This window comes from Sphingobacterium multivorum (assembly GCF_039511225.1).
Lineage (GTDB): Bacteria > Bacteroidota > Bacteroidia > Sphingobacteriales > Sphingobacteriaceae > Sphingobacterium.
On the sequence record NZ_CP154261.1, the window covers coordinates 1,740,087 to 1,764,438 of the forward strand.

Below are 24,352 nucleotides of genomic sequence, written 5' to 3' on the forward strand. Positions count from 1 at the left end.
TAATCCCATTATTTAGCTTTGATTACTTTCGGGAACATTCCCGAAAGTGTTTAAATAATCAATTTGTATAAAATATTGGATAGGGAAATCCAGCAAATCGCAACAGGCGATTTCTTTTTACCTTGATTTCGGGAACGTTCCCAATGTCAGATTCCAAGTAAAGCTAATTATCGATGGGGAAGCATATCTCTCGTTTAATAGGGTATCTCTGGGTGATTGTCCTATTATCATCATGTGCAAATAAGAAAGATATCGTGGATGTCGAGCAACCACCTGTTATTGAACAGCAGGGGACTGGTTTGGTGAATCTTTCTGCTCCATTTATCTTTTGGGATAAGGAAATCACCTTGCAATTTGATCTTTCAAAAGGAAATGCAGCGTTAAAAGGTAGCACCGCCGACCTGTATCTACACGCGGGGTTGATTCCTGTCCATGGGGGGAGCTGGCAGCATGTAGCGACAGACTGGTCAAAGAATGACAACGCTTATAAACTTAAATTTGTTTCTGCTGGTTTATATACATTTACGTTTACGCCTTCCACATTCTTTAATCTGTCAAATGCTTTGGAATTTGGTCAGTTGGCACTTTTAGTGCGCAATGGTGATGGATCGCTGGTCCAACGAAATAAAAATAATTCAGATTTATTTCTGCCCTTCGTGGCGAGTAACATGCAAGCGATTCGTTTTGTGTCGCCTATGCTGCAACCTACAGATCCAATGACCACTGAGCAAATGTACACCGTTGGCGATAACCTGAAGCTACAATTACAGGCAACGCAGTCCGGAAAAATCAGTGTCTGGGACAATGGTATATTGCTGGCTGAATCTTCTGCCGCACTGTCTTTAGAAAAATCTGTTAGTCTACAAAGCAACGGCCTGCATGAGCTCGAAGCCCGCTTGGAAGCTGATGGCAAGGTATATTCCAGTAAAGTGGAGCTATTTGTAGAATCAAAACCTACCATTGCTGCCCTCCCGATAGGTATCAATCCAAACGGAACAACCATAAACAGGGAAAAAGGGGAGGTCAGTTTTGCGCTCACAGCACCACTGAAAAAAAGTGTATATCTGTTAGGTGGTTTTAACAACTATAAAGCATTACCAGCCTATGCGATGAGCCAGACTCCAGATGGCAAAACCTGGTGGGTAACGGTATCGAATCTGGATTTCTCCAAAAAACAGACTTATCAGTTTTTGGTGGATGGCCAATTGGCTATCGCTGACCCCTATGCTGAACTGATTCTTGATCCGCAGAATGATGCTGCGCTTGGGCTTACAGCAACGGCTGTACCCGCTTATCCCGCAGCTGCGCATGGTATTGTCGGCGTATTGGATCTTCCCGCAAAGGCTTATACCTGGAAAACAACTGCTTTTAATAGACCTGCTCAAGGTGATTTGGTGATCTATGAACTGTTGGTCCGCGATTTTGTCAGACAGCATCAATATACTACACTCAAGGATTCTTTGTCTTATTTAAAAAGGCTAGGTGTAAATGCCGTTGAGCTAATGCCTGTACAGGAATCGGAAGGGAATTCGACTTGGGGATATAATCCTTCATTCCACCGGGCATTGGATAAATATTACGGCTTGAAAAATGACCTGAAAGCCTATGTCGATGCCTGTCACGAAAATGGTATTGCCGTGATTTTGGACGTTGTTTTTAATCACGCATTTGGTCAGTCGCCGCTTGTACAGCTTTATATGGAGCAGGGCAACGTCGCTGTCAATAGTCCTTGGTTCAATACGGTTGCCAAGCATCCGTTTAATGTTGGATTTGACTTTAACCACGAAAGTAGTTATACACAGGCTTTTGTTAAAGATGTCTTGACCTATTGGATGCAGGAATACAAGATCGATGGCTTCCGCTTTGACTTGTCTAAAGGCTTTACGCAGAAAAATTCAGGCACTTCAGAAAGTGATTTAAACGCATGGAATGCTTATGATGCTTCCCGTGTGGCGATCTTAAAGCAATATCAGCAGCATATTCGGAGTATAGATCCTTCTTGTTATATCATTCTCGAGCATCTTGGCGGTGATCAGGAAGAAATGGAGCTGGCGCAATCGGGTATGTTGCTCTGGAATAATATGAATCATGTCTTCAACGAAGCAGCGATGGGATGGAATGCCAATAATGGCTCGGATCTAGGAAGATTATTTGCGTCGAGTCACGGCATGGCACAACCTTCTTTTGTGTCCTATATGGAAAGCCACGACGAACAGAGACTCTTGTTCAAGTGCCTCAATTATGGAAATTCATCCGGTAATTATAACATCAAGAATCTTGGCATTGCATTAAAACGTATGGAACAGGCTGCAGTATTCTTATTGGCTTCACCTGGACCTAAGATGATCTGGCAGTTTGGTGAATATGGCTATGATGTGTCTATCGATGAAAATGGACGTACAGGTGAAAAACCATTATTATGGAGTTATCTCCAGCAAGATGATCGCAAAAAACTCTTTGAGACCTATGCGAAACTCACCCGTTTCAAAACCAAAAATAGCATTTTCCAAAACGGGACGATTGTTACATCGGCTATGAAAGATGCCGTTAAATATTTCGTACTCGAAAAGGATGGACAACAAGTAGGGGTACTTGGCAATTTTGGGGTAGAAAGTGTGGAATTTACATTGCCACAAGCACTGCAGGGACAGTGGGTGGACAATTTTACGGGAAAAGAGCTCAACTGGTCCGGTCAGTCAAAATTGAGCCTTTTGCCTGGACAATACCAATTGATAAGCAAAACAAAACTAAATAAATAAACAGTTATTTTATGAACAAACAGCTATCACGTCCATTTTGGGCTCTGAGCATGCTACTCGGCGTAAGTGCTTCGGCATTTGCCCAACAGGCAACGCTAAAGGGGCGAGTAATGGACCAGAAGGGGAGTTCCTTGGTCGGTGCTACACTGCGCTTCGAGGATATTCAAAAATCACTGTCTACCAATGCGAATGGGGATTTTAGCTTGGATAGACTACAAACGGGGAAATTACGCCTGCGAGTCAGCATGGTCGGATACGCGAGCCTGGACACCTTAATCCAAATCAGCGATGGGCAGAATCCGTTAAACCTCTACCTTAAATCCAATACCAGCGCACTGGAAGAAGTTGTTGTGATCGGTTATGGTACACAAAAGAAAAGTGACCTGACGGGGTCAATCAACACGGTGAGTTCTAAGGATTTTCAAAAAGGACAGATCTCCTCTCCCGAGCAACTCATTATGGGGAAAGTTCCGGGCGTACAGATTACAACAAGTGGGGGGCAGCCAGGCGCAGGAAGTACAATCCGGATCCGTTCCGGCGCTTCACTGAATGCCAGTAACGATCCATTGATCGTCGTGGATGGGATTCCTTTGGCTGGTGGCTCGGTATCTGGGGTAGCGAATCCATTAAGTTTGATTAACCCAAATGATATCGAGACATTTACCATCTTGAAAGATGCCAATGCAACGGCAATTTATGGATCGCGTGCATCGAATGGTGTCATCTTAATCACCACCAAAAAAGGCAGCCGCTCAGGAACACAAATCAACTTCTCTACACAGAACTCCTTGGCGACTGTGGCCAATAAAGTAAAACTGCTTAACGCGGATCAAATCCGCGATTATGTCAATACCAATGGCAGTGATGCCATGAAAAAATTGTTGGGAACAGCAAATACCGATTGGCAGGATGTGATTTATGGCAATGCCTTTACTACGGACAATAATGTTAACATTGCTTCCAGAGCTGGCAATATGCCTTACCGTATTTCTGCTGGTTATATGAATCAGGACGGTGTGCTGAAAAATGATAACTTAAAACGGACCACTGCGGCATTGGCCTTGACACCGAAATTTCTGGACAATCACCTTTCGCTGGATGTGAATGTACGTGGTACCTGGTCGAAATCGAAATTTGCTACGCAAGATGCGATCGGGACGGCGATTCAGTTCGATCCTACCCAACCTGTTTATGTCGATGATAAGGATAGTTTTGGCGGATATTATGAGTGGATTCAGGGCGGGAAACCTAATCCCAATGCACCACGAAATCCTTTGGCCTTATTGGATCTGCGCAAAGATAATGGCGATGTTTTCAGAAGCATTGGAAATGCAAAAGTGGATTATAGTTTTCATTTCCTTCCCGAGTTACATGCCAACTTAAACGTCGGCTACGATCTGGCGCGTTCAAAAGGGAATACATTTACGCCGGCTATTGCTGCACGTAATTTCAATGAAGGTGGTGAAAGAACGCAATATAAAACCGATATCAACAATAAAACACTCGAGTTTTATCTAAAGTATGATAAAGAATTACCTACAATCAAAAGTACGATAGACGCGACACTTGGGTATGGTTACTATAAAAATAGTAGTAAAGTATACAATTTTAACCGTACAAATGCCGAAGGTGATAAGATCTTAAATGAACCAACGCGGCCTTTTGATAAACCCGAAAACCTGTTGATTTCCTATTACGGACGTCTGATCTATACCTACGACAACCGTTATGTCCTTTCTGGAACCTTGCGGACAGATGGTTCTTCCCGTTTTAGCCCGGACAACCGCTGGGGATATTTCCCTTCTGTCGGTTTTACCTGGCGCGCGAAAAATGAAGGCTTTTTAAAAGAAATAGCTGCGGTTTCGGAGTTGAAACTTCGTTTAAGTTATGGAAAGACAGGTCAGCAAGACGGTATTGCCAACTATTCTTATTTGCCTAATTATACCATCAGTGGTAATGAATCTATGTATCGATTTGGTAATGAGTATTATTACCTGAATTCGCCGGTCGCCTACGATCAAGATATCCGCTGGGAGAGTACAACGACCTACAATGCTGGAGTTGATTTTGGTTTCGCTAACAATCTATTTTATGGTAGCATAGACTACTATTCGAAGAAGACCAAGGACTTGCTCAGTACCATTCCAGTTCCTGTAGGATCAAACTTTAGCAACTTTTTGTTGACGAATGTCGGTAATATGGAGAATCAGGGTCTGGAGTTTAACCTGCATTACGTTCCGGTAAAAACAGAAAATTCGTCGTTGGATCTTGGTTTCAATGTGACTTATAATAGAAGCAAAGTGACCAACCTGACGCAGAGCGATGATCCAAACTTTATCGTGGAGACCGGTAGTATTCGTGGTGGAACAGGGGGGAATATCCAGGCACATAAGGTGAATTTCATGCCCAATAGTTTCAATGTGTTCCAGCAGGTATATGATGAACAGGGGCATCCTGTAGAAGGGGTCTATGTTGACCGCAATGGCGACGGCGTGATCAGCGATAACGACCGTTACCTATACAAATCACCTTTACCGAAATACCTTTTGGGTTTTACGGCGGCATACAGTTACAAAAAATGGTCGGCAAGCACCGTATTGCGCGCAAGTTTGGATAATTATGTGTACGACAATGTTTCATCCAACCTAGGCAGTGGCGCGAATATCAACGATCAGGCGGTTTTGGTGATCAACAATGCCCCGGTGGATTTTTTGAATACCAATTTTCTGCTCAAGCAGTTACGAAGCGACTATTACATCAAAAATGCATCATTCGTGAAAATGGATAATGTCAATCTGAGTTATAACCTCGGAAAATTTATTCGGAACAGCAAAGCTTCGATGTCTATTTCTGCCACTGTACAAAATGTATTTACCATCACCAAGTACAAAGGAGTTGATCCAGAAATATCCAATGGTATAGACGACCGTTTCTATCCAAGACCAAGAACTTATGTATTGGGTGTAAATGTGAGTTTTTAAATGATATAACAATGAAAAAATTAAATAAATATATAGGCGCTTGCCTGCTCGCCATCGCATTGAGCAGCTGCCACAAGGATTTGGATTTAAAGCCGACTAATGATGTCACCGCAGATATTGCTTATAAAGATTTTAAAGGTTATACCTCATCATTTGCAAGGTTGTATGGATCATTGACTTTAACGAGCACATCGGGGCCGAATAATACAGACTTAGGTGGTTTAGATGCCGGAACATCGGATTTTTTACGTCTTTTTTGGAATGCGCAAGAACTTACTACCGATGAAGCTGCTTGCGCCTGGCTTAATGATCCGGGAATTAGTGGTTTGGATTACCTCAATTTTGACGATAGCAATCCCATGCTCCGCGGTCTTTACACGCGTTGTGTCTACAGTGCTACCCTTGTCAATGAATTTTTAAGAGAGAGCACGGATGCTAAATTGGCCGAACGCGGTATTTCAGATGCCGACAAAAAAGAGATCGCTTATTATCGTGCCGAAGCAAAATTCTTACGTGCTTACAACTATTGGGTTCTACTTGATCTATTCGGAAATCCACCTTTTGTAACCGAAGAAACTTCAGTAGGCAAAGTATCACCGCCACAGATCAAACGACCTGAGCTTTTTGCGTATGTGGAGAAAGAACTGCTGGAGGTTGCTGGTCAGCTCAAAGGTGCCAAACAGAATGTTTATGGTCGTGTGGACCAAGTAGCGGCATGGGGGCTATTGGCTCGTTTATACCTCAACGCTGAAGTCTACCTGGGGGCCGGTAATAAGAAATATACCGAAGCCATCACGTATTCAGAAAAGGTATTGAACTCGGGCTATAGCTTGGGGACAAATTACCGGGAGCTCTTCTATGCAGATAATGATGTGAACAACCCCGAATTTATTTTTTATCTGCCTTACGATGGAACCAAAACACAGAGCAAGGGGGGAACGACTTATCTGATCAATGCAGCTATAGACGCGACCATGAATCCCACTTCTTTTGGTGTGCCTGGCGGCGGTTGGGCGGGAAATCGGACGCGTGACAATATCGCAACCATTTTCGGTGACTACTCCGGAGCAACGGACAAAAGGGCAATGTTTCACTTAAATACAAGCGTAAAAATAGAAGATATCGCTGTCTATAAGCAGGGGTTGGCAGTTACTAAATTCCGGAATGTGAACAAAGACGGAAAAACTGCTCCTCCAGCAGCTGAAGGTTTTGTAGCATCGGTGGACTTTCCATTAATTCGATTGGCAGAGATGAACCTGATTTACGCCGAAGCAACTTTACGGGGTGGCTCCGGTGGTAACGTGGCTAAAGCATTGGATTACGTCAACAAGTTGCGTGTACGTGCCTATGGCAACAACAGTGGGAATTTGGCAAACCTCTCGCTGGACGATGTACTCAACGAGCGTGTGAAAGAGCTGTATTGGGAAGGGTTTAGACGTTCAGATTTAATTCGTTACGGCAAATTTACGGGCGATAATTACCTCTGGCCTTTTAAAGGAGGTGTGTTAGCCGGTCAAGCTGTGCCAGCTTATAGAACACTGTTCCCGCTTCCGGCTTCAGATATAATCGCGAACTCCAATCTTGTACAGAATCCCGGCTATAATTAATTTCTGGTCGATGTGGCCATACCTGTACTAAGAAAATTGTTGACAGATGAAACCGAGCAATGCATATTGATCGGCGCACAGGACGGTAAATATTTGCCCTGAGCTTTCATCAGCTATTGAAAACAAAATAAAACAGATGAAAACTAGACACTATATCGGAATCATGCTGCTGTTTATAGCGCTATTCCAAAGTTGTAAAAAAGACGAAACGCGGGCCATATTGGCTAGTGATGAAGGTATAAAGCCAGCGACTTTAAGCCTTGATAAAAATAATGTAACCCTGTCTAAAGATAATGCAAAGGACACGGTACTGCACTTAACTATGATTCAGCCTGACTTTGGTTTTCAGGCGGCAGTAACCAACGTACTCCAGTTTGGGCTCAAAGGAGACAATTTTAAAACAGTAAAAGAAGTTGTTATTCCGAGTGGTCGGACAACAGTTGGTTTTACAGGTTATGAATTGAATAGCTACTTACTTTCTCTTGGTGTTCCGACAGGAACGGCTTCTGACTTTGATGTACGTCTGAAGTCAAGTATCAATGCTAAAATTACGGTCGTGTTTTCGGCTTTGGCAAGCCTGAAAGCAGTTCCCTTTGCTTCAACCAGCTATCTGTATGTTCCAGGCGCTTATCAGGGATGGGATCCAGCCACAGCTGAGTCGTTAGTTTCCCCAACAAGTAACGGTATCTATACAGGCATTATCTTATTTCCGGAAGTGAATTCAGAATTTAAGATTACAACTGAACGCAATTGGGCGAATTCTTATGGACAAACTGCAGATGGTAAAATCGCATTTAATGGCGGTGGAAATATAAAAGCGCCGCGTGCAGGTAATCTGGAAATCGAGGTCAACACAACTGCCAATACCATTTCATTTAAAGATCACAACTGGGGCATTATTGGCAGCGCGACACCGAAAGGTTGGGATGCCGATACAGATATGAAGTTTGACAATGCCAACCAGGTATGGAAGCTCACAGTGAGCTTGACGGCAGGAGAGATCAAATTCCGTAAAAATCACGATTGGGGAACCAATTTTGGCGGGGCAAATGGAACTTTAGCGGCTGGTGGTGCCAATATCGCGGTCGCCAGTGCCGGTACCTACGCTATTGTCGTGGATTTCAATGCAAATACCTATACGCTGACAAAGAAATAGCAAATGATGTTTAAAATAAATAAAAATATTACCACAGTAATCGTGGCGCTAACAGTGCTTGGATGGAGCCCCTTATTGGGGCAATCCATTCAACGTGTAGAACCTTTAAACTGGTGGGTAGGAATGGAAAATCCAACCCTGCAGCTTGTTGTCTATGGACCCCAGATCGGGAAAAGTGAGGTGCAAGTGGAGGATAAAGGAATAGAATTGGTAAAAATCAATCGGGTGGAAAATCCCAATTACCTGTTTTTGGATGTCAAGGTGGCTGCTTCGGCCCAACCGGGATGGTCAACTTTTACCTTTCGTCAAGGAAAGAAAAAACTGACTTATCGTTATGAGTTGAAGCAAAGAGATCAAAAAGTAAAAGCGCAAGGAGTAAACAGTGCCGATTTGATCTATCTGATTATGCCTGATCGTTTTGCCAATGGAAATAAGGCAAATGATCAAGTGAAAGGTATGTTGGATATGAGCTTGAACCGGGATTCAATGTACTTGCGTCATGGTGGCGATTTGGAAGGTATTATCGGGAAACTGGATTACCTGCAAGATCTTGGTGTTACATCCTTGTGGCTGACTCCCGTGTTGACCAATGACATGCCACAGGCCTCGTACCATGGTTATGCCAATACCGAAACATATCATATAGACCCTCGCTTTGGCAGCAATGACACTTATGTGCAATTAGGCGAACAGCTCCACCGGCGTCAGATGAAATTGATTTTTGATGTGGTGCCCAATCATATTGGAAGTTATCATTGGACGGTGAAAGACAAACCGATGGCAGACTGGCTCAATGAATGGCCTTCCTATACGCAGACATCCTACAAAGATCAGGCTGTTTTTGATCCTTATGCCTCGGCAGATGACAAAAAGAAAATGGTCAAAGGTTGGTTTGTTCCCACCATGCCCGATATGAACGAACAGAATCCATACGTTCAAAATTACCTGACCCAAAGCCATATCTGGTGGATAGAGACCGCAGCAATAGACGGATTCCGAATAGATACCTATCCGTACAATGATCTGGATTTTATGGCTAAATGGACCGATCGCATTCTGCAGGAGTATCCAAAGTTTACCTTTTTTGGGGAGACATGGGTACACGGGGTTGCCAATCAGGCTTATTTTCTGGGCGGAAAACGAGTTGGTCAGGACGTGGATTCCAAGTTGATGGGCGTAACCGATTTTCAGCTTAATTATGCCATAGGTGATGCGCTCAACCAAAAGACAGAATGGACTGCCGGAGCCAATAAATTATATTCGACCCTGGCCTCAGATTTTCTATATCCACATCCAGCGCAAAATGTGCTTTTTTTGGATAACCACGATAAGGATCGTTTTTTCTCCGTTGTAGGCGAAAACGTGCAGAAATATAAATCAGCAATGGCTTGGCTTATGACAACAAGGGGTATCCCACAGTTGTACTATGGAGCTGAAATTCTGATGAAGAATTTCTCTAATCCCGACGGCTTGCTAAGGGAAGACTTTCAGGGTGGTTTTATAGGTGACAAATCGAATAAATTTACAGCTGACGGAAGAACGAAAGCCGAACAGGATATGTGGAGTTATGTGCAGACCTTAGCCAATTACCGAAAACAACATACCGTTCTGCAAACCGGTAAAACGATGCAATATGTGCCCGAAGATGGCGTATATGTTTATTTCCGTTACAACGAAAAGCAAACTGTTATGGTCGTGATGAATTGCAATGATGTCGCGAAGGAACTTAAACTCGATCGCTTTAGGGAACGAAATAACCAGGTGAAGTCCTATTTCGATATTATTCAAAAGCAAGAGACCAATCCAGTTGACCATAGCTTGAAGTTGGACGCTTACGAGACTAAAGTGTTTGAGCTTAAGTTTTAACACAATTTAAAATTCTATAGAATTCATTTTTCGATGATTAATTATAATACTGTAAAAGCCGTAATATTTGATTTGGACGGTGTGTTGGTGGATACTGCGGTCTACCATTTTCAAGCCTGGCACAGATTGGCAGAAGGCTTGGGTTATTCGTTTTCTCTTGTTGACAATGAACAGTTGAAAGGGGTCAGTCGCATTGAATCCCTCGAGCTTATTTTAAAATGGGCGGGGGCGAAAATATCCGATGCTGAAAAAGCGGATTTGCTGTCACTTAAAAACAAATGGTACTTGGAGCTGATTGAACAACTCAGCCCTGACCACTTGCTTTCAGGTAGTTTGGATCTATTAGAAAAACTCCAGAAAAAGGGGATTAAGATTGCATTGGGGTCAGCCAGCAAGAACGCGATGGGCATCCTTGAAAAAACGGGGATTATCAGCTATTTCGACGCATTGATTGATGGAAATGTGGTGCAACTGTCTAAACCTAATCCAGCAGTTTTCCTGAAGGGAGCTGAGGCTTTGGGAATTGAGCCGGCATGCTGTCTCGTGCTGGAAGATGCCCAGGCGGGGATCGATGCGGCAAGGGCAGCCGGCATGCAGGTCATAGGGATTGGGCAGGCTGAACATCTTAACGGAGCAGATTTAGTGGTAGCCGATTTAGGAGCCTTAGTCGATAAATTTTAAATTTTAGGAGCAATTCAAGTGATGGAAGCAAGGCGTAGATCATATTGGCAAAGAAGACCAGAATGATTGAGGCAGAGTATCCGTCGCGCATTGAAAAAAATATAAAGATGAAAACATATATCAAACATAACCCTTGGCAAATTATCGAAGACACCTTTCGTCCCGAACATAATGAATTTTCGGAAAGTATCTTCGCTATCGGTAATGGTCGGATGGGGCAGAGGGCTAATTTTGAAGAAGAATTCAGCGGGAAGTCGTTACAGGGATCGTACCTAGCGGGTATTTATTATCCTGACAAAACACGCGTGGGCTGGTGGAAAAATGGGTATCCCGAATATTTTGCCAAGGTCATCAATTCCATCGATTGGATAGGCCTACATATTCTAGTGAATGGGCAGGTTCTCGACCTAAACAAAGTTGCGGTCAAATCTTTTGAACGTCGCCTGGATATGCAAAATGGGGTTTTATACCGCAGTTTTATCGTGGAAATGCCCGATGGGGCACAGTTGAAGGTTGAAGCAAGCCGGATGTATCATCTGTTTGCTTCGGAAACAGCTTCATTACAGTACAACATACAGGCACTTTCCGGTCCGATTGCTTTGGAGGTCCGCTCGCATTTAAATGCTGAAGTTGTCAATCGAGACAGTAACTACGACGAGCAATTTTGGGAAAGCACAGCGCAGGGAAGAGATGGTGAAAATACCTTTGTGGCGGCGCGTACCAAGAAAACTGACTTTGAGGTGTACGCCCTGCTTACAACTACCGTGACAGGACCTACAGCCGTTGTCGAAGTGCAAGATACGGTGACAAGTCGAGGCTGTATAGCAGAAATTTATAAGACCGAGCTAACCGAATCTCAAATTTGTTGTATTGAAAAGCGAGTTTCCATTGTTACATCACAGAACCATGTGTCGGCAGAGCTAGAAGTGGCTGCTTCGGTCAATTTACATAAGCTAGATGCACTGAGCTATGAGCAACTAAAGGAGAAACAAGCAGCAGCTTGGCAAGCGATCTGGGCAGAAAGTGACATTGAAATCAGGGGTGATGTTGCTGCGCAGCAGGCTATACGCTATAATATATTTCAGCTCAACCAAACCTATACCGGCGAAGATGAGCGACTCAATATTGGTCCGAAAGGTTTTACCGGAGAAAAATATGGCGGTGTCACCTATTGGGATACTGAAGCTTATTGTATTCCTTTTTACCTCGCAACACAATCTCCAAATATTGCGCGTAACTTGTTGATTTATCGTCATCAGCAATTGGATAAAGCCATCGAAAATGCCGCTAAACTTGGCTTTACCAATGGAGCTGCACTGTATCCCATGGTGACGATTAATGGTGAGGAATGCCATAATGAATGGGAAATTACGTTTGAGGAAATTCATCGCAATGGAGCTATTGCATTTGCGATCTATAACTATGTCCGTTACACCGGTGATCAGGATTACATCTGGTCGCACGGCTTGGAAGTCTTGGTTGCGATAAGCCGATTCTGGGCACAGCGCGTTAATTGGAGCGCTGAGCGCCAGCAATATGTCATGTTGGGGGTGACGGGACCAAACGAGTATGAAAACAACGTGAACAACAACTGGTATACCAATCGGATTGCTTCCTGGTGCCTGGAATATACACTGGACTGTTTAAACAAGCTGGCGCAGCTGAGCTCCGACAATGCTGAGGCACTGAAAAAGTTAGCCATAGGAGCGGAGGAACAGGAAAAATGGCAGCATATTATCGATAACATGTATTATCCTTTTGATGCGCAGCGCGGGGTGTTTCTCCAACAGGATGGTTTCCTCGACAAAGAGTTAATTCCTGTGGCCGAACTTGATCCGGCTCAACGACCGATCAACCAGCGTTGGAGCTGGGACAGGATTCTACGTTCCTGTTACATCAAGCAGGCCGATGTGCTGCAGGGCTTTTACTTTCTCGAAGACCAGTTTGATCTTGAAGCCTTAAGGCGACATTATGAATTCTATGAGCCGTTTACGGTGCATGAAAGCTCGCTTTCTCCTTGCGTCCATGCGATATTGGCAGCTAAATTGAATAAACCAGAAAAAGCCTATGAATTCTATCTGCGGACCTCGCGTTTGGATCTGGATGATTATAATAACGATACCGAAGACGGTTTACATATCACTTCCATGGCGGGTACCTGGATGACAATCGTAGAGGGCTTTGCAGGAATGCGGATTAAGGACGGAAAACTGTATTTAAATCCGATGTTACCAAAAGAGTGGGAAGGGTATAAATTCCGTATCTTATTTCGCGGTGCGACCTTGTTGATTGCGGTACGGTCGGATGGATTTACGATCGAAAATGACAGTGACACTGCGGCCCATATCCAGACGGAGGCAGAAGCTTTCGTTCTGGCTGCACAAAGCAAAAAGCAGGTGTTTCAGGTTCGGTAAGCCCCTGTTTTCAGCAGCGTAAGAACCGATCTTATCCTGCTGAAAATAGGGATTAAGTGATAATTAAATTGTATTTTGTCTTAAATTTTGATAGCCTATTATGGGAAATAAACCTGAATTAAGTATTAGCCAGGTCATCAATATGAGTTTTGGGTTTTTGGGCATACAAATGGGGTTTGCCTTACAAAATGGCAATGCTTCCCGTATTCTACAGACATTTGGTGCTGATGTAGAACACCTGTCGCTGTTTTGGCTTGCTGCTCCGATTACGGGGATGATTGTGCAGCCAATTATCGGGCATTATAGCGATCGAACCTGGAATAAATTGGGGCGTCGTCGGCCTTATATTTTGGTGGGTGCACTGCTGACCACCATCACCCTGTTTTTGATGCCGAATGCAGCGGTATTTACCACATTGCTAGCACCACTTTGGATAGGAGCAGGACTATTAATGTTTATGGATGCTTCCATCAATGTGACAATGGAGCCCTTTAGAGCCTTAATTGGCGATAATCTACCGAGCAACCAACGTAGTCTTGGATTCTCCGTACAAACCTTTCTGATCGGTATTGGAGCCGTATTGGGATCCTTACTTCCCTTTATACTGACAAAATATTTTCATGTACAGGGAACTTCCGAAGCCGGTCAGGTGCCAAACAATGTGATATATTCTTTTTACTTTGGTGGTTTTGTACTGCTTCTAACGGTGTTGTGGTCGGTGTTTAAAACGAAGGAATATACGCCACAGGAATTACGGTCATTTTCTGATACCATGGTGGTTGAACAGGAGACAGCGCCAAAATTTGGTTTGCGCGCTATCGTCAGCGATATTGGTAAGATGCCATTGATCATGCGCAAACTTGGTTGGGTTCAATTCTTTTCCTGGTTTGCCCTTTTTATGATGTGGGTATATACAACTCCTGCGATTGCAGATTCGGTTTTTTATCTGCGGGAAGGAAATCGGCAGGATCTTTATATGGAGGCGGCCAATTGGGTGGGCGTGCTTTTTGGTATTTACAATGGAGTATCGGCTCTATATGCTTTGTTTATTCCGCGGATAGCCAAACAGCTCGGACGTGGAAAAACGCATGCGCTTGGGCTTTCCATTGGAGGACTCTCGTTGATTTCACTGTTTCTGATTAAAGATGCTAATCTGCTGATTCTTCCCATGATCGGTATTGGTATCGCTTGGGGAAGTATTTTAGCGATGCCTTATGCCATTTTGAGCGATCACCTGCCTGCAGGGAAAATGGGGGTTTATATGGGGCTTTTCAATTTCTTCATTACCTTACCACAGATTGTATGTGGATTTTTTGGAGGAATGATCATCAAATATTTTTTTCATAGCCAATCCATTTATGGCTTGTTGTTGGCCGGTGTATTTATGCTGCTGGCTGCATTCTTTGTTCCCAAGAGTAAACGCTAAGATCATTATCGTAGACGTAGTAAATAGAGCTTACGTCTACGATTTTCTGCTCACTTGGCCAAGCTCCTGCAATTGGATTTTCATCATCTCCTTAAGTATACTAATTTTCTTTAGTTAGCACGGCTCGCTTTTACACAGCGGGATAATTTCGTTCGATTTACTAAAACTTGTGCGTATCATTTGCTGAAAAATGCACCATCATTTGCTGAACACGTAAGCATTATTTACTGTTTTCAAGAATATAGTTGCTCGGCGACATACCATAATGTTTATGGAAGTCCCTGGAAAAATTGGATTGAACGGTGTAACCGACCATCGTTGATACTTGGGTAATGTTGTATTCTTTCTGGGTAAGCAGTTCTGCCGCTTTTTTTAATCGTGAAATATTGATCAATTCATTGGGTGTTAGGTCGGAGAGTCCTTTGATTTTACGGTAAAGGGTCGGACGACTCATATGCATCAGTTTGGCCAGTTCATCCACATTAAGGTCTATCGCTGAAATATTCTCATAAATAACCGTATTGAGCTGACTGATGAAATCTTTGTCAGGACCCGAAACGTTGATATCTATTAAGTTGGAGCTGGGTGCGTTAGTAAAGTAATTCTTGATAATTTTTCGGTTCTTGAGAATATTGCGTATTTGTACCATGAGGAATTCAAGCGAAAAAGGTTTTTCGATATAAGCATCGGCACCATTTTTTAATCCCTGAATTTTGGAATCCAATGCATTTTTTGCGGTCAGAAAGATCACCGGAATATGACTATAGAGAATATCTGTTTTGATACGTCTGCATAAAGCCAGGCCATCCATAATAGGCATCATGATGTCTGTCAGTACCAGTTGTACATTTTCTTGGTCTAATATTTCGAGCGCTTCGGCACCATTGCCGGCTCGTAGGATTATATAGCTGGTTTTTAATTCTTTATTGAGGTAGGCAAGGATTTCTTTATTGTCTTCGACGAGTAGAATCACCGGTTTTTCTTCCTCCTGCTCGTCTGGTTTATCATTTAATACATGATCGTCATTATCTTCCTGAAAAGATTTGATGTCCAGTGATTGTTCTTGAAAAATCGGTACGGACAGCAGGAATATATTGCGGTTTTCTTCCAGATAGACAAGTGACAAGGTTCCTTGGTGCAATTCGACCAAGGAGCGGGATAGGGGAAGCCCAATGCCTGTCCCCGTATCTTTATCGGATTCGTTCAATCGATAAAATGGTTCAAATATTTTTTCTCTTTTTTCATAAGGAATAAGCTCACCATCATTCTTAAATTCGATATTGAACATAATATCATCGCTATTAAAAGGGAGGAGCCTGACATAGACTTCTTCATCTGCATATTTGATGGCGTTGTGAATAAGATTAGTAAAGATTTTTCGGAGGGCTTCCTCATCCACATAAGCAGCGAGACTGATACGTGGCAGGCTAAGCTCATAATGCAACTGTTTATCTTTTGCAAGATAACTTAGGTCGTGGAATACTTCGGATAGGAGTGTGTTGATGTCCGTTTTAGTAAAAATAAGGCTCATATTGTTGGTTTCTGCTTTTCTAAAATCCAGTAGTTGGTTGGTCAGGCGAATTAAACGCGCTGTATTCTTTTCAATTAGTGCGAGATCCTTGGCTGTGTCGCTATCGGTAAATTTCTGTTGGTTTATTATTTTCTCAAGGGGCATTTTGATCAGGGTGAGTGGCGTACGAATTTCGTGGGCCAGATTGGTAAAAAACTCCAGTTTGAGATTATAAATTTCCTGTTCTTTTTTTCGTTCATAGCTATCCATCTTTTGAGCATTATTGGCCTTTATAAGTAGAAAATAATACCGTAATACGAGCAGTATAATCGTACCAAAGCTCACAAAATAAAGTAAGTACGCCCAGCTTGATTGCCACCAGGGGGGCGAAACAATGATGAGCAGTTTTTTTTCTGTTGGATTCCAGACGCTGTTGTTATTTGCACCCCTGAACTTAAACGTATACGTACCTGGTGGAAGTTTATTGTAATAGATTTTTTGATTTCCCGTAATATCGGTCCAGCCTTTATCATAACCTTCCATGATATAACGATAGGGATTGCTCTTTGGGGAAACAAAGCTCAAGGCTGCTATATGGAAGCTGATATTGGAATTGTCGTAGGTTAAGTGGATCTCTTTTGATAGGGAGATGGATTCTTTGAGTATGCCATTTTCACGAACCGGCACACTGACATTGTTGATCTGAATGCCGCTGATGAATATGGGTGGAATAAAACTGTTCTTAATGGATTTTGTGGGGTTGAAGCTTACCATTCCTTTGATAGTCCCGAAATATAAAGTCCCGTCGCTATCTTTAAAAGCCGAATTATAATTAAACTGATCTGCGGGAAGCCCATCTCTGGAGGTATAGATGACCCTTCGAGGGACACCCTCGTCCAGCCGGACCAGTCCACCGCCGGTCGATATCCAGATGCTGTTGTTGTCGTCTTCCAAGACCTTGAATACTTGATTAGAAGGTAAACCAGATTCGGTCAGGTAGTTGGTGAAACGTCCATCACGGCGGTATTTCGAAAGGCCGCTTTCGGTGCAAAACCATAAATTTTTTTTGCTGTCTTCAAATAGGCCGTTGACGTAATTATTGACGAGTGTATTTTGTTTACCTTGTTCGGACAGCAAATGCTGTATTTCTCCCGAGCTGCGGTTATACTGGAAGATCCCACTGCCATAGGTGTTGATCCAGAGTATACCATATTCATCTTCATAAATGCCTTGTATCCATGCTTGAATAGGAAGGAGATCAAAACTGTCCTTATTTTTGTTGTAGGCGTATAAAGCGCGGTCTGTGCCAACAAACATCGTATTGTCTTTGGACTTATAAATGCATACGGCGAAGCTACTTTGTAAGGGACCTTGACCGATGCGGTCATAGTGCTTTTTTAATTTTCCGGTCTTTACGTCGAGAATGTCCAGTCCATGTGTGGTGGAGCCTACCCAAAGATCGTCGCCGATTGTTGCCAAGCCATGGACATTGTTATGCGCAATACTGCCTTTTTTCCCGTTGGCAAGGAAATGCTGGATTTGTTGTGTTTGGGCATCTATTTTGTTCAATCCGCCATCTTCTGTTCCGATCCAGAAATTTCCATAGCGATCTTTTTTGATATCGTGTACAATATTGCCTGATAGGGCTGATTTTCCAAATCCGGACAAATACTTCTTGAAATTGTCGAATTGGTTGCTGTATTGGTTAAAGCCACCGAAAAATGTTCCAAACCAGATATTGTCTTCACGGTCCCGATAGAAATTCAGGACAGCATTGTCAGAAATGGCAAATGGATTGAGCAGGTCTTTTTTGATGTGTTGGCTCTGGCCTGTGTGAATATCATAGGTGTATATTCCGGTTTCAGTTCCAATCCAGTATGTCGACTCTGTTTGTTGAATAATACAGTTTGCCTGAATGACTTTGTTGGGGTAATGACTTGCAAATAGATTTTTTAATGTGCCATTTTTGAAATCAAACAAATAAGCCGAATTGATTGTCCCGACCATTAGCAATGAATCGTTGATCGCATACACGGTTTTGGTATTCGCTAGTGTTTGTCGATCGATTTTTTTAAGATCAACAGGGAAAAATTTACCCGTATTAACCTGATACCGTAGTATTGTACTGTTATTGTCTGTTACCCACAACCCACCTTTCTTACTGCTGGTGATCGCTACTAGGGTATTTTTGTTGAGATCAAATGGGAATATTTCTCCTGTATAAGAATTGTAACGGTACAGTTTTCCATTGGAAAGCAACCATATAAAGCCTGCGTATTCGTGTATGGCATTTACTTCACCGATGGGTATGAGCTTGAATGGTTTGAAATCTTCTTTTATAGGATCGTAACGATAGGCACCCCGTGTGGTACCCACCCATAGGACACCTTTGCTATCTGTGAGGAGGCTTAAAATAGATGAACTTCCGATACTTGTCGAATCTGAAGCATTGTGTCGAAATATTTTAAATTGATTACCGTCAAAACGATTAAGGCCATTCCTCGTTCCTAGCCACAGAAAACCCTGAATATCTTGTGTAATACATTTGACCGTACTATTGGAAAGGCCATCGTGGGTCTGATAGTTTTTAAAATAGATCGATTGTGCCTGCAGGTTGATAACTGCCAGCAAGATATACAAAAGGAGTATGGTGGTTATTCTTTTCAAAACTGATTACGTTGAACTAAAAATAGTCAATTAAAAGATAAAAAAGAGTTTTACTGATACGCTTTGATATAAAATTGAGACGCTCTGATTGGGCGAGATACAAGGATTTGCGCATTTTTATAAAACAATAATAACCAAATATAAACGTATGTTTCGCCCTAGAATTATGACAGGTATATCCTGTATCCTTGTTTTTCAGTTTGTTAGGTTTTTGTTTTTACAGGTGCGGCAATATCTTCACGATGATTTGGTATTCCATTTGGGCGTTAACGATTTTGATACTGATCGTTACGTATTTGCAATAATTGGGAAAGACCATACTCATTTCAAATGAGTTTTAGGACTAAAAATAAACCATTAAAAATCACTTATTATCAGCTGTGTATCTATTGCACACGATAAAAAATCAATTAAACCACCAATCAAAAAGCGTATGAAAAATAAACTACTTGCACAATGCGTAATGACGCTCACATTTCTGCTTGTATCTTTTATTGTAGTTGCCCAGACGAAAGTCTTGAAGGGGAAGGTTGTAGATGAGACTCAAAGTCCATTGGCAGGAGCTACGATCAAAGTAAAAGGGGGTACCGCGGCTACCACAACAGACACGGAAGGTTCTTTTACATTGACTATTCCCAGTGAAGCTAAAACGCTGGAAGTATCCTTTATCGGATATACTTTAAAAGAAGTACCCATTGTGGGGAGCGATATCACGGTAGCGCTTGAACCTAGTGCCGGTCAGGGCTTAGATGAAGTCGTTGTGATCGGTTATGGTACGGCCCGTAAAAAAGATCTAACGGGGTCTATGGTTACTATTGGAGCAAAAAACTTCAATAAGGGGATCATGACCAGTCCCGACCAACTCATACAAGGAAAGACACCAGGGGTGATGGTGATTAACAATACGGGGCAACCTGGGGGATCAACCACAGTACGTATTCGTGGGAATTCATCGATCCGCGCCAGTAACAACCCGTTATTTGTGCTCGATGGTGTGCCGATGTCGGGCAACTCCCCTCTGCCCGAAGGAAGAGGAGGTTTTTCTTCCGACAGAGGAAATCCTTTAACTTACTTAAATCCGGGTGACATTGCTAGTATGGACATCCTTAAAGATGCTTCGGCTACGGCAATTTATGGATCACGTGGGGCAAATGGTGTAGTCATTATTTCCACGAAAAGAGGTAAAGTAGGACAGCCCGAGGTTTCTGTAGGAGCCTCTGCAGGTGTTTCGACCATGCGGGAATATCCTGATGTATTGGATGCAGCGCGATTCAGAGAGGCGTTGAAATATTATACACCATCTGAAGTGGCAAATGCTGATTTTGGTGGTAATGAGGATGCTTTTAAAGCAATCACAAGAAAAGCCATCACGCAAAATTACTATGCTGACGTGGCGGGTGGAACCGAACATGGTAAATACCGTCTTTCGGGTGGGTATTTAAACCAAAATGGTATTATTCGTGGCTCACAACTGAAGAAATATACAGCCAATTTTAACGGGAATTTCCGTTTTCTGGAAAGCAAACGATTGGGATTGGATTTTGCAGTCTTTTTGACGCAAATGGATAATAAATATGCGCCGATCAATGCGATGGTAGGTTCTGAAGGAAATGTGATTTCCCAAGCACTGCAGTGGAATCCAACGCGACCATTACGCGATGAGCAAGGTAATTTGACCTTTGTGAGTTCAACCACACGAAATCCATTGACAAGCATTGAAGCCTTTAAGGACTTGGCGACAACCAATACAATGGTGGTCAATTTGGCGCCATATTATAAAATTACAGATGATTTAGAGTATCGCTTTATTTATAGTGCGATGCGACAAACAGGAAACCGCGAGGGTATGTACCGCGCCGGGCTTATTGATCCTTCTGCTGTGAACAATGAGCAGGCTTTTATCTCCAATAACGGGGAAACCAACTTGCAAATGACGCATATGCTCTCCTACAATAAACAAATCAATTCAGATTGGAGTGTCAATGCAGTAGCAGGCTATGAATATTTGGATTATAATTATAATAATAACATTTCCTTTGGCGGTGGATTTCGCTATCTGGGGTTAGATTATTTTGACTATCTACAATATACGCCTGTTTCCACGCGTGAAATATCGTCGTATAGAAGTCCAACCAACCAATTGCAATCGCTTTTTTTACGGGGCGGCTTCAATTACTTAGATCGTTATTTATTCACTGCAACAGTGCGAAGGGATGGTTCAACGAAATTTGGTTCAAACAACAAATACGCCATGTTCCCTTCGTTGGCCGTAGCCTGGAATGTTAATCAGGAAGAGTTTTTAAAGTCTTCCGGTATCTTTGACCAATTGAAAGTGCGATTGGGTTGGGGAAAAACAGGTAACCAAGAATTCCCTTCTGGTGCCTCATTGAATAGATTGGTCTTCGGTAATCAGAGTGTAAGCCAGGCTAACTATGGAAATCCTGACTTGAAATGGGAAACTTCGACGACGATCAATGCGGGTATAGATTTCGGAATCTGGGGCAACCGTTTATATGGATCCATTGATTATTTTAATAAAAAGACCACAGATGCGCTATTTGAGCAAACGCTTGCACAGCCAGCTCCTGCGGGACGTATTTGGGTAAATTTGGACGGTGAGATTGTCAATAAAGGGGTAGAGGTCGCGTTAACAGGTACAATTATTAAAAATGACAATTGGACTTGGGATTTGACAGGTAATGCAACATTTCTTAAGAATAGTGTAAGTGGCCTTGTTGGTTATTATGAGACAGGAGCACTCCGCGGACAAGGTTTTTCTGGTGTATTGGGACAACGAATGGTCAATGGCCAGCCATTGAATGTATGGTATTTGGCCGATTACCAAGGTATCGACCCGCAAACCGGAATGAGCATGTACCGTGGACAGGATGGTAGTATCAGTACGGCCAACGATCCTGCAATTAATAAGTTTTATATGAACAGTCCAAATCCAACCACATTATTGGGTATTTCCACCAATGTAAATTACAAACAGTTTTCTTTGGCTGCCAATATGAATGGCGCTTTTGGACATTATCTATTCAATAATACGGCAGCGACGACTTTGGGATTGAGCAATTTGTCATCACGGAATATCGGTTCAGCATTCTTTAATACAGCTGTAAAAGAGTCTACTTCCAATTCGGCTGCGCCTTCGACGCGATTCCTTGAAAAAGGTGATTATCTAAAAATGGCTAATCTTACCTTAAGCTATCGTGTTGGAAATGTAGGCAGAACACTGAAGAATTTAAATGTATCCCTTACTGGACAGAATCTTTTCATCATAACGAAGTATACAGGGTTTGATCCTGAGGTGAATACAGATGGTGCAACAAATGGTATTCCTTCGTTGGGTATCGAATATTTACCATATCCACCGGCAAGAAATATCCTATTGGGGGTTAACTTCTCACTTTAAGCATATACTGTAGATCATTAGATAATAAAAAGAGGAGAGTATCAAGATTGATTTAAGCATATTCATATTCGTGAATGAATAAATCTGATCGCCTCATTACGAATGAAACACTAAAGGCAGTATGAATGCCTTACAGTCAAAATGGATGAATAAATAATCAAATTTAGACGGATGAAAAAGATGAAATTAAGAACTTTATTATATATCGGAATAATTGGCTCCATTGTAACAAGTACATTTTCTTGTACTAAACTAAAGGAGGAATTTAAAGGAGAATTGGAAGAGGGGACATCCAATGTGGATCCTGGAAGCTTGTTGATCACAGCTTATAATTCATTGAATACCCCTTATCAGCAGGAACAGCGCTGGGTGATGCAGGAAATATCCACAGATGCTGCTATGGCTCCTACACGGGGAGGTGACTGGGATGATAATGGGATGCATCGTGCGATCCATTTACATACCTGGAATGCTGATAATGGTTATATGAACAATACATTTGTAAGTCTTGGTACAGCCATCTATAATGCGGGTAATGTGTTGCGGTATAATCCGAGTGCGCAGCAAGGTGCTGAGGCGAAGTTTATTCGTGCGTTGGTCATGTTTGATATGTTGGATCTCTATGGCGTAGTACCCGTCCGGGAAGGAGCCTCTTTTGAAGATTTTAGAATCGCACCAGAGGTGTTACAGCCACAGGCGGCTATTGATTATATGGTGAAGGATCTCAACGAAATTATAGCGAGTTTGCCTGCAAACGGTCCGAAAGCAGCCTATGTAGCCAATAAAAATGCGGCAAAAGCATTGCTGATGAAGATTTATTTGAATAAAGGAACATTTTTAAACAGACAAGCTCCTTCTTTTGCTGCCGAAGATATGAATAAGGTGGTGACCTTAGCCAAGGAAATTACGGCTTCGGGATCCTATACTGTTTCTGCAAAGGGCAAGTACTTTGATAATTTTGCGCCCGATAACGACGAAAAGTCTACCGAAAATATTTTCACTTTATATAATAAAAATGGCGATAGGGGTGGAAATGTGGATCGCACCTGGAATACTATTGCGCACTATAATATGAGACCTGGCGGCTGGAACGGTTGGTGTACTTTATCAGATTATTACGATAAATTTTCGGATGCCGATGAAAGAAGAGGAATTTACTATAATTATCCGGCTGATACGACTTCTAACAGAACAAAAGAATTCAAACGTCAAAATGTAGGTTTTTTTGCAGGACAGCAATACAATTGGAGTACAAACAAACCATTGATGGCGCGAAATCCAGCGAATGCACCTTTGGTCTTCACGCGTGAAGTGACCATCCGGACCTCTGGAGCTACATTGGAAACAGCGGGTATCCGTCCAATGAAGTATGCCTTTGATTATGCTGTCACTGGTCAACGAAATAACGACTGGGTAGTCTTCCGTTATGCCGATGTATTGTTGATGCAAGCAGAGGCCATATTAAGAGGCGGAACTGGAACTGCAACAGAGGCACTCGGTTTGGTCAACACTATTCGGACCAATCGCGGTGTGAATAATTTGACAGCGTTGACGCTTGATAATATATTAGACGAGCGTGCGCGTGAGTTGTATTGGGAAGGTTGGAGAAGACAGGATTTGATCCGTTTTGGTAAGTTTTTATTAGCCTGGCAGGAAAAAGCTGCGGATTCCAGCCCGAAAACATTGGTTTATCCAATTCCGAGTCAACAGCTTGCTGTCAATCCAAATTTAAAACAAAATCCAGGATACTAGATTTTATTGATATCCATAAAACAAGCAGTTTCACGGTGTTTGTTTTAGTGCGAAGGTATTTAGATGACAAGTGATTTTTCTTATCATCTAAATACCTTCTTTTTTCTATATAGTG

General features: G+C 42.5%; 11 protein-coding genes. 10 read left to right on the forward strand and 1 reads right to left on the reverse strand.

All coding sequences use genetic code 11. The features are described 5' to 3' along the window. Nucleotides 1–173 precede the first annotated feature (173 nt). The 8 genes from AAH582_RS07200 to AAH582_RS07235 all read left to right on the forward strand — a co-directional run bounded on the left by AAH582_RS07200 (nucleotide 174) and on the right by AAH582_RS07235 (nucleotide 14,890). On the forward strand, nucleotides 174–2,759 hold the full coding sequence (locus AAH582_RS07200) for an alpha-amylase family glycosyl hydrolase (RefSeq protein ID WP_343321697.1): 2,586 nt from the start codon (nucleotides 174–176) through the stop codon (nucleotides 2,757–2,759). Nucleotides 2,760–2,770: 11 nt separating this feature from the next. Continuing rightward, nucleotides 2,771–5,740 carry a SusC/RagA family TonB-linked outer membrane protein gene (locus AAH582_RS07205; RefSeq protein WP_343321698.1) on the forward strand — a complete coding sequence of 990 codons (2,970 nt, stop codon included), beginning with the start codon at nucleotides 2,771–2,773 and terminating at the stop codon, nucleotides 5,738–5,740. An 11-nt stretch (nucleotides 5,741–5,751) separates the two neighbouring features. After that, a complete protein-coding gene (locus AAH582_RS07210; protein WP_343321699.1) occupies nucleotides 5,752–7,347 on the forward strand; it encodes a RagB/SusD family nutrient uptake outer membrane protein in 1,596 nt (531 codons plus the stop codon). A gap of 136 nt (nucleotides 7,348–7,483) precedes the next feature. After that, complete coding sequence (locus AAH582_RS07215) at nucleotides 7,484–8,503, forward strand: SusE domain-containing protein (RefSeq protein ID WP_046674245.1); 1,020 nt, start codon at nucleotides 7,484–7,486, stop codon at nucleotides 8,501–8,503. A gap of 3 nt (nucleotides 8,504–8,506) precedes the next feature. Beyond that, the gene (locus AAH582_RS07220; RefSeq protein ID WP_156167650.1) at nucleotides 8,507–10,369 is read left to right on the forward strand and encodes a glycoside hydrolase family 13 protein; all 1,863 of its coding nucleotides are present in this window, start codon (nucleotides 8,507–8,509) and stop codon (nucleotides 10,367–10,369) included. 33 nt (nucleotides 10,370–10,402) lie between these two features. Further along, nucleotides 10,403–11,050 carry a beta-phosphoglucomutase gene (gene pgmB, locus AAH582_RS07225; RefSeq protein ID WP_293953481.1) on the forward strand — a complete coding sequence of 216 codons (648 nt, stop codon included), beginning with the start codon at nucleotides 10,403–10,405 and terminating at the stop codon, nucleotides 11,048–11,050. A gap of 107 nt (nucleotides 11,051–11,157) precedes the next feature. Continuing rightward, complete coding sequence (locus AAH582_RS07230) at nucleotides 11,158–13,464, forward strand: family 65 glycosyl hydrolase domain-containing protein (protein WP_343321700.1); 2,307 nt, start codon at nucleotides 11,158–11,160, stop codon at nucleotides 13,462–13,464. 100 nt (nucleotides 13,465–13,564) lie between these two features. Next, a complete protein-coding gene (locus tag AAH582_RS07235; protein ID WP_343321701.1) occupies nucleotides 13,565–14,890 on the forward strand; it encodes an MFS transporter in 1,326 nt (441 codons plus the stop codon). A gap of 220 nt (nucleotides 14,891–15,110) precedes the next feature. Here AAH582_RS07235 and AAH582_RS07240 read toward each other — a convergent pair whose 3' ends face one another. Then, a complete protein-coding gene (locus tag AAH582_RS07240; protein WP_343321702.1) occupies nucleotides 15,111–19,067 on the reverse strand; it encodes a hybrid sensor histidine kinase/response regulator transcription factor in 3,957 nt (1,318 codons plus the stop codon). A gap of 433 nt (nucleotides 19,068–19,500) precedes the next feature. Here AAH582_RS07240 and AAH582_RS07245 point away from each other — a divergent pair, with 433 nt between their 5' ends. Further along, the gene (locus AAH582_RS07245; protein WP_343321703.1) at nucleotides 19,501–22,485 is read left to right on the forward strand and encodes a SusC/RagA family TonB-linked outer membrane protein; all 2,985 of its coding nucleotides are present in this window, start codon (nucleotides 19,501–19,503) and stop codon (nucleotides 22,483–22,485) included. Between the two features lie 180 nt (nucleotides 22,486–22,665). After that, nucleotides 22,666–24,237, forward strand: a complete 1,572-nt coding sequence (locus AAH582_RS07250; protein WP_046674374.1) for a RagB/SusD family nutrient uptake outer membrane protein — start codon at nucleotides 22,666–22,668, stop codon at nucleotides 24,235–24,237. Nucleotides 24,238–24,352: the final 115 nt, after the last annotated feature.